We start from the raw sequence: 7360 nt of genomic DNA, 5'->3' as shown, positions 1-7360 counted from the left end.
GAACAAACTGCAACCACCCACGTTTTTATCGCATCATTCGAAGGAGATGCATCATGCTTTACTGGGCGCTCGTATTTCTCGTCGTTGCGATCATCGCCGGCGCGCTTGGTTTCGGCGGCATCGCCGGTACATCTGCCGGCATAGCGCAGATATTGTTTTTCATCTTCCTCGCTTTCCTGGTCATTTCGCTTCTTGCGGGCCTGTTCAAAAGGGCTTCGTAAAGACGGACGGCCGAACACTGGAAGCCGCACCCCTCAAACGGTTTCCAGCCACCGCCGGGCGGTGTCCTTCAAAGGACGCCGTCCGGCGGACCGTTTTTTGGCGGCGGGTTCGGGAAACCTCTTTGGAACCCATTCACCGGTGAGCCGTTCAGCCTGAATTGGGTGGACAGTTTGGCCGATGGGTTCCAGGACCGGAAACAGGAAGGACGACGTGCAAAGCGATGAAGTCATCGCCCTCCATCCTGCCGAAAGCGGCATGCAGCTCGGCCGCGCCCTTCTTCACGCGTTGCACAATGCCGGCATTTCCGTTCTCTACCAGGATCGCGAGATGAAAACCGTATGGGCGCGCAACATGCGTGCGCCCTGGGTTTCGGACACCGCCGACAGCATCGGTATTTTGCCGGAGGCGCAGGCCGACCGCATCGGCGCGGCCAAGCGCGACGTCATTGCATCCGGCAACCCCCAACGTCTCGAGATCAGCGTTCCCGTCGAGGATGGCAGCCGCTGGTTTGAGGTCTGGATCGATGCCGACCACGGCGACGGCGGCACGGTGCAAGGCGTCGTCACCACGATGGTCGAGACGACCGAGCAGAAGCGCCGTGAGCAGACCCTGACGACGCTGTTGCGGGAGGTGAGCCATCGCTCGAAAAACCTGCTGGCGATCATCCAGAGCATAGCCACCCAGACCGGTCGCTACTCCGACAGCATCGGCGATTTCCTGACACGTTTTCGCGGCCGGCTGCAATCGCTGGCTTCGTCCCAGGATCTCGTGACCTCTTCCAACTGGCGGGGCGCCGCACTTCGCGAACTCGTATCGGGCCAAGTGGGCCGCTACGGCGGCGATCCGGTTCGCAGCCTGAGGTTTCAGGGGGCCAACCCCTATCTCAATCCCAACGCTGCCCTGCATATCGGCCTTGCGATGCATGAACTCGCCGTCAATTCGGTGAGCTATGGCGCCCTGTCGCGGCCCGATGGATTCGTCAATGTTACAGCCAACCTGACCGCCGCCGACACGGGAACCTCCCTGTCGCTGACATGGGCCGAGGCAATCGGAGCCAGTGATGTCAGGCGTAGCGAGAAGCGCTTCGGCAGCGTCGCACTCGAACGGGTCGTGCCGGCGTCACTGAACGGAACGGCGACGCTCGAAATCGCGGCTGGCCGTCTCGAGTACCGCCTTGTCGTTCCACACGGCAATTTCGAGACGGATTGAGCGACCCGAGCTTTCTTAACCAGCTGTTCACCATAAAAGCAGATGCTGTTTTTCCCAGATACCGCTGGAACCTGTTGCATCACCGAACATTTCCGCAGCAGGATTTGCAGCATGGTGCGGGAGGGAATGCCTTGACGGTTGCCGATATGAACAGACTGGAGCAGGCCGCCCGGATTTCCATGGGCGAGTTTGAGGACTCCGAGTCATCCGCGCCACCGCTGGCCCCTGTCCCCAACGGAGCCTTGCGCCTTGTTGCGTTGGCCTTGGTGGCGGTGATCGTGGTGGTCGCCCTGTACCAGCTGGTCTATTGAGGCCAGCTCGTTTCGGCCGGCGACAGAATCAATTGTCGCCGTCTTATTTCCCTGCCAGCGCGCCAGGAACTTTGGCTGATGTAGACCGTTACTATGGCGAGAGGACTTTCCCGCCATGGAACATATCGCTGCATTGCTGCTGGTCATCGGTTGCTCGAACACGATGGCCGACTGCCGTGAACTCCAGGTGCCCGTCAGCATTTTCGCGACCGCCGAGCAATGTGTGGCCGAGCGCCCATTCGTCTTGGGCGACGTGCAAGGGCAGGCTGATCACATCGTCGCCAAATGTCTTGCCGTCGATCCGGTGCTTGAAGACGACTATGATCAGATCGTCTGGAACGTGCGCGCCGATGGTACGCTTGACGCTTCATTGGCAATTTCCAGCCTGGTAATGGCGTCGAACGCGGCAGGCCCAGAAAAAGACTATCTTCACCAACAATAGATTGCAGCAGCAAAGGCCGTCATTTCATGCTAAATGGCAGCTGGAGCTTTACCAAGTGAGGACAAAAAGTGAGGAGTGACTCTATGCGGAAGATGATTATTGCCCTGGTTGCGGTGGTTGCCGTCAGCGGCTGCACCTCGACCGAACAGGACGTGGTTGGCGGCGGCTTGATCGGCGCCGGTGTCGGCGGCTTGGTCGGCGGCGGCAAGGGCGCGCTGATCGGCGCGGCCGTTGGCGCCGGTTCCGGCCTGCTGGTGCGCAATCTGCGCAACGGCTATTGCCAATATCGCGATCATCGCGGCCGGATCTACACGGCTCGCTGCAACTAATTCGGCGATAATCGAAACGTCGATCCGGAGGCTGGTCTGCTGGCCTTCGGATTTTTCATGTCCGGACGCTTGATCCTTTTCGGGAGAAGGTCGCGCTCAATTGGCGAGTGGAATTTTGATTTCCACGTTCAGCCCATTGGCCTGGTAGTCGCGCTTGATCGTACCGCGTAATTCGCGCGTCACGTTGAGATCGATCAGCTTGGTGCCGAAGCCGGTTTCGGCGGGAGCTTCGAGTTTCTTCTGCCCGTTTTCGCGCCAGTTGAGGGCCAGCGTCCTGTCGCGCCCACGCCCCTCCAGAGACCAATCCACTTTCAGTGCCCCCACGGAATTGCCGGCTTCGCCGTATTTCAGCGCATTCGTCGCCAGTTCGTGGAAGGTCAGGCCGAGCGCTTGCGTCGTGGTTTCGTCAAGCAGCACTTGCGGCCCTGACAGCAGCCCCTCGGGCAACTCCTTGCCGAACACCTGGCCGAGTTCGATGCGCAAGAGATCGCCAAGATCGGCCTTCTGCCAGCGAGAGCGCGTCAGCATGTCCTGGGACGCTGCCATCGCCTGCAGCCTGGCCGAGAAAGATGCGGAAAACTCGTTGACGTCGGTAGCCCGCGATGCCGTCTGGCGCGCGATCGCCAGCACCCTGGTGATCGAATTCTTGATGCGATGCTTCATCTCCTGCAGCATCAGGTCTTTTTCGATCAGGCTCTTTTCCGTGGTTTCGTGCAACCGCGACGCTGCCTCATAGGCCCGCTCCTGATATCGCGCCACCAGCGCGATGGCGCCCGCCAACAGCAGGCCGAATAGCCCCAGCATCACCGGAATGGCGCGCGACGACGGCTGCGAGAAGGCGCTTGTCGGCCGGAACAGGACAGTCCATGGCCGTCCGGCGACGATGATCTTTCGGGTGACCAGCAGCCTGTCCCCGAAAGTCGAAGCCGGCGGCGTCTCCGACCGGAACAGCAGATTGTCGCCGCTCACGGCACCATCGCCGTCATAGATTTCGGTGTTGACCGGCAGTAGCGGCGACCGGCTGAGCGCGGTCTGGAACAGATCGCGAGCCCGGAAGGCCGCATAGAGAAAACCTGATGTCGAGGATCTCGAAGCATTGATGACGTCGGGAGCGGTTTCGACATTGAGCCGCACGAAAACGAAGAAGCCGGTGAACGTCTGCGAGGCGCCCGTGTCCTGGCCCAGTTGCACCAACCCGCTGGCGTGCTGCTGGTCGTCGGACATCGCCTTTTCGATCGCCACACGCCGCATCGGTTCGCTGAACATGTCGTAGCCGATGGCGGCTTGGTTGGATGGATCCAGCGGTTCGAACAGCACGATAGGGGTACGCCAGGGTTGCGTGGTATCCGGGTAGATTGGATGACTGACGCCATAATCGTGCAGCATATCGCGTTCGACCGTCGCCTTGTCGCCCGTCTTTGCCAGCCTGAGGAAACCGATGCCGCGCAAGCCGGCGAAATTCTTGTCGACATCGAGCGCGTTGAAGAACGCCTTGAACTCATTGCGAGAAATATCGCCATTGCGGGCGTCGAACAGGGCCTGCGTCGAGCGCAGCAGCGACAGATGCAGGTCGATGCGGCTCTCGATCCGGTTGAGCGCGTCGTCGGCAGTCGCCTCGAACTTGATGCGCGCGGCTTCCTGTGTGGCGAAATAGGCGAAACCTGCCATCACCATGCTGATTAGTGCGACGGCGATAAAGGCGATGATCGGGAAAAGCTTCTTCAACGGATCGTGCGGTCCCTGAGCGATATCGGACCTTTATGGGCAAGTCGCCGTGCCAACACAATGCCACGGCCAAGCCATCCTTACGGCTGGCATATCACGTGTCCGGCAACGGCGAGCTGGCTTGATCTCAGGCTGCGATCTTCAGCGCACCCGGTCCTGGAATGGCGCCCGGCGGGCATTTGCCAAGAATGATCATCCCCAGCACCTCGTCCTGGGTGACATCGGTGGTGCGGGCGGTGCCAACGACCTGACCGTTCTTCATGACGCAGACCCGGTCGGCAAGCTCGAACACATCGTGGATGTCGTGGCTGATCAGGAAGATGCCGATGCCATCGGACTTGAGCTGCTTGACCAGTTCGCCGACCTGCGCCGTTTCCTGCGGACCAAGCGCCGCCGTCGGCTCGTCCATGATCAGGATGCGGGCGTTGAACAGGATCGCACGCGCGATCGCCACCGATTGCCGCTGGCCGCCCGACAGCTTGATCACCGGCTCCTTGAAGCGCTGGAAGCGGGGATTGAGCCGGCCCATCACCTTGCGCGCCTCGGCCTCCATGGCAACGTCGTCGAGCGTACCCCAGGCGGTCATCAGCTCGCGGCCGAGGAACAGATTGGCGGCGGCGTCGACATTGTCGGCCAACGCCAGCGTCTGGTAGATCGTCTCGATGCCGTATTTCTTGGCGTCGCGTGGATTGGAGATCGATGCCTCCTCGCCGTTGACGAAGATCTGGCCCGAATCGCGCTTGTAGGCGCCGGACAGGATCTTGATCAATGTCGACTTGCCGGCGCCATTGTGGCCGAGCAGCGCCACGACCTCGCCGGGGAAAAGATCGATCGAGGCGTCGTCGACGGCGCGGATGCCGCCAAACGCGATCGAGATGTTCCTCATGTCGATCAGCGCGGTGGCTGCAGGAGCAGTCTTGTCATTCATGGCATGCCCTCCTAGACGCGCTTGCGATAGACGGTGTCGAGCCACACGGCGATGACCAGTACGGCCCCGACGACGATGCTCTGCAGCGGCGAGTCGACGCCGAGCAGCACCATGCCGGACTGCAGCGACTGCATCAGCAGGGCGCCCAGCATGGCGCCGATGATCGTTCCCGATCCGCCGGCAAGCGACGTGCCGCCGATCACGGCGGCTGCAATGACGAGCAGTTCGTCGAGCGTTCCAAGCACGTTGGTGGCCGAATTCTGCCGGGCCGAGGAGATCGCCGCGGCAATCGTGGCCAGCACGCCCATGATCATGAACACCTTCATGGTGATCCATCGCGTGTTGATGCCGGCGAGATTGGCCGCCTCGGGATTGCCGCCGATGGCGAACACATAGCGGCCGAAACGGGTGCGGTTGGTGATGAAGGTCATGACCAGCCCGACGGCGACAGCCATCAGCACCGGTATCGCGATACCGTGGGCGATGAACAGGCCGCCTTCGGGAACGGTGATGTTGTTGGCGGCCGCATATCTGTTCACGATGCCGATCGGCCAGGGGTAGGAGTTGGCGAGCCAGACCGCACCCATGATGGCGCCGCAGGTGACGACTCCAAGCAGCGCCTCGGCCCAGATCGGACGTAGCGGAAACCGGAAACGCTTGCGCTGCACCCGCCCGTTGAACAGCCCAAACACCACGGCGAGGCAGGCGACGATCCCAACGACCCAGCTCCAGGTCGCGCCGATCGATCCCGCCGGCCCACCGCCCATCAGCTGAAAAGTGGCGTTAAGCGGCGCCACGGTCTGGCCTGAAGTGACCCACCAGGCGGCACCGCGCCAGACCAGCAGGCCGCCCAGCGTCACGATAAAGGCGGGCACTTCGAGATAGGCGATGACGAAGCCTTGAAAAGCGCCGATCAACAGGCCGAGCGCCAGGCCGATGACCAGTGCCAGGACCCAGATCCACGGGTTGCCGAGTTCGAGCCCGACAAAGCGCACCAGGAAATGCACCTGGGCAAATCCCATCACCATGCCGATCAGGCCCTCGGCGGAACCGACCGACAGGTCGATGTTGCGCATGACGATGACCAGCACCATGCCGCAGGCCATGATGGCAACCGCGGATGTCTGCACCGACAGGTTCCACAGATTGCGCGGCGTGAGAAAGGTGCGGCTGTCGAAATCGAGCGGATTGACGCCAAGGCGCAGGCTGGAAATGACATGCAGCCCAATCCAGATAACCAGCAGCGCGCCGATCATGCCGAGCATGCGGGTGTCGATCTCGGTCGCCTTCAGGAACCGGGCGACGGCGCCGAGTTCCGACGCGCGCGCCGTATCGGTCTGCGGGTTTGACGTCGTATCGGTCATGGTTTCCTCCCACCGGCTGGCCGTCTGACGCGCATGCCGGAGCCCAGCCTAGAAGCTATCCGCATGATGCGGAAACAGAATTCTTTGAGAAAACGCCGCGGCTTTTGGGCCGCGGCGTTCAGATATTGCAAAGTGGTACGGATCAGTTGCAGGCCGCCACGGTGCCGGCGGCGACACCCGCGCAGACTTCGTCCTTCTTGATCCAGCCGGCGTCGATGACGACGTTGAGATTGTCCTTGGTGATGGCAACCGGGGTCAGGAACAGCGACTTGACGGTGTTGCCGCCCGGCGTCGTGAAGTCCTTGGCGCCGGCGATGTCGCTCGTCTTCTTGCCGTCGGCCAGTTGCGAGGCGATCTCGGCGGCATTCTTGCCGAGCTCCCGCGCGTCCTTCCACACCGACACGGTTTGCGTGCCGAGGGCGATGCGGTTCAGCGCGGCGTGGTCGCCGTCCTGACCCGAGACCGGCACGGTGCCGGCCAAGCCTTGAGCCGTCAGCGCCGCGACGACGCCACCGGCAGTGCCGTCATTGGCCGCGACCACCGCGTCGACCTTGTTGTCGTTGGCGGTCAGGAACTGCTCCATGTTCTTCTGGGCGTTGGCGGGCAGCCAGCCATCCGTGTAGGCTTCGCCGACATTCTTGATCTTGCCGCTGTCGATGGCTTCCTTGAGCACTTCCATCGAGCCCGAGAACAGGAAGTCGGCATTGGGATCGGCACCGGAGCCCTTGATGAAGACGTAGTTGCCTTCCGGCTTGACCTTGAACACTTCGCGGGCCTGCATGCGGCCGACTTCCTTGTTGTCGAAGGTCAGATAGAAGACGTCCTTGTTC

9 protein-coding genes are annotated in these 7360 nt (G+C 61.8%); 5 read left to right on the top strand and 4 right to left on the bottom strand.

Annotated elements, in window-relative coordinates; all coding sequences use genetic code 11:
- Positions 1–53: 53 nt before the first annotated feature.
- From EN964_RS18615 to EN964_RS18595, 5 genes are all read left to right on the top strand, one after another.
- On the top strand, positions 54–221 hold the full coding sequence (locus tag EN964_RS18615; RefSeq protein WP_013529282.1) for a DUF1328 domain-containing protein: 168 nt from the start codon (positions 54–56) through the stop codon (positions 219–221).
- Between the two features lie 178 nt (positions 222–399).
- Positions 400–1431 carry a sensor histidine kinase gene (locus tag EN964_RS18610; RefSeq protein ID WP_164748875.1) on the top strand — a complete coding sequence of 344 codons (1032 nt, stop codon included), beginning with the start codon at positions 400–402 and terminating at the stop codon, positions 1429–1431.
- A complete protein-coding gene (locus tag EN964_RS38660) occupies positions 1428–1742 on the top strand; it encodes a hypothetical protein (protein ID WP_236383520.1) in 315 nt (104 codons plus the stop codon). The genes EN964_RS18610 and EN964_RS38660 overlap by 4 nt, the downstream gene beginning before the upstream one ends.
- Positions 1743–1857: 115 nt before the next feature.
- Positions 1858–2184, top strand: a complete 327-nt coding sequence (locus EN964_RS18600) for a hypothetical protein (RefSeq protein ID WP_127267715.1) — start codon at positions 1858–1860, stop codon at positions 2182–2184.
- 83 nt (positions 2185–2267) lie between these two features.
- Positions 2268–2513, top strand: coding sequence for a YMGG-like glycine zipper-containing protein (locus EN964_RS18595; RefSeq protein WP_023810994.1), 246 nt, complete (start codon positions 2268–2270; stop codon positions 2511–2513).
- A gap of 96 nt (positions 2514–2609) precedes the next feature.
- Here EN964_RS18595 and EN964_RS18590 read toward each other — a convergent pair whose 3' ends face one another.
- The 4 genes from EN964_RS18590 to EN964_RS18575 form a co-directional block, all read right to left on the bottom strand.
- The gene (locus tag EN964_RS18590; RefSeq protein WP_127267716.1) at positions 2610–4238 is read right to left on the bottom strand and encodes a CHASE domain-containing protein; all 1629 of its coding nucleotides are present in this window, start codon (positions 4236–4238) and stop codon (positions 2610–2612) included.
- A gap of 127 nt (positions 4239–4365) precedes the next feature.
- Positions 4366–5166, bottom strand: a complete 801-nt coding sequence (locus EN964_RS18585) for an ATP-binding cassette domain-containing protein (RefSeq protein WP_127267717.1) — start codon at positions 5164–5166, stop codon at positions 4366–4368.
- Between the two features lie 11 nt (positions 5167–5177).
- A complete protein-coding gene (locus EN964_RS18580; protein WP_127267718.1) occupies positions 5178–6530 on the bottom strand; it encodes a sugar ABC transporter permease in 1353 nt (450 codons plus the stop codon).
- Between the two features lie 142 nt (positions 6531–6672).
- Positions 6673–7360: substrate-binding domain-containing protein (locus EN964_RS18575; RefSeq protein ID WP_127276607.1), on the bottom strand; the 688-nt coding region annotated here is incomplete at its 5' end.

It is taken from the genome of Mesorhizobium sp. M7A.F.Ca.CA.001.10.2.1, assembly GCF_003998575.1.
GTDB lineage: Bacteria > Pseudomonadota > Alphaproteobacteria > Rhizobiales > Rhizobiaceae > Mesorhizobium.
Note: the sequence above shows the minus strand (reverse complement) of the source record. Positions and strands in the feature narration are given on the sequence as shown.

What these genes read in the sequence shown, in the direction of transcription:
- EN964_RS18585 (WP_127267717.1), bottom strand. Translation starts at nt 5,166, where the DNA reads ATGAATGACAAGACTGCTCCTGCAGCCACCGCGCTGATCGACATGAGG.
- EN964_RS18615 (WP_013529282.1), top strand. Translation starts at nt 54, where the DNA reads ATGCTTTACTGGGCGCTCGTATTTCTCGTCGTTGCGATCATCGCCGGC.
- EN964_RS18610 (WP_164748875.1), top strand. Translation starts at nt 400, where the DNA reads ATGGGTTCCAGGACCGGAAACAGGAAGGACGACGTGCAAAGCGATGAA.
- EN964_RS18600 (WP_127267715.1), top strand. Translation starts at nt 1,858, where the DNA reads ATGGAACATATCGCTGCATTGCTGCTGGTCATCGGTTGCTCGAACACG.
- EN964_RS18595 (WP_023810994.1), top strand. Translation starts at nt 2,268, where the DNA reads ATGCGGAAGATGATTATTGCCCTGGTTGCGGTGGTTGCCGTCAGCGGC.
- EN964_RS18580 (WP_127267718.1), bottom strand. Translation starts at nt 6,530, where the DNA reads ATGACCGATACGACGTCAAACCCGCAGACCGATACGGCGCGCGCGTCG.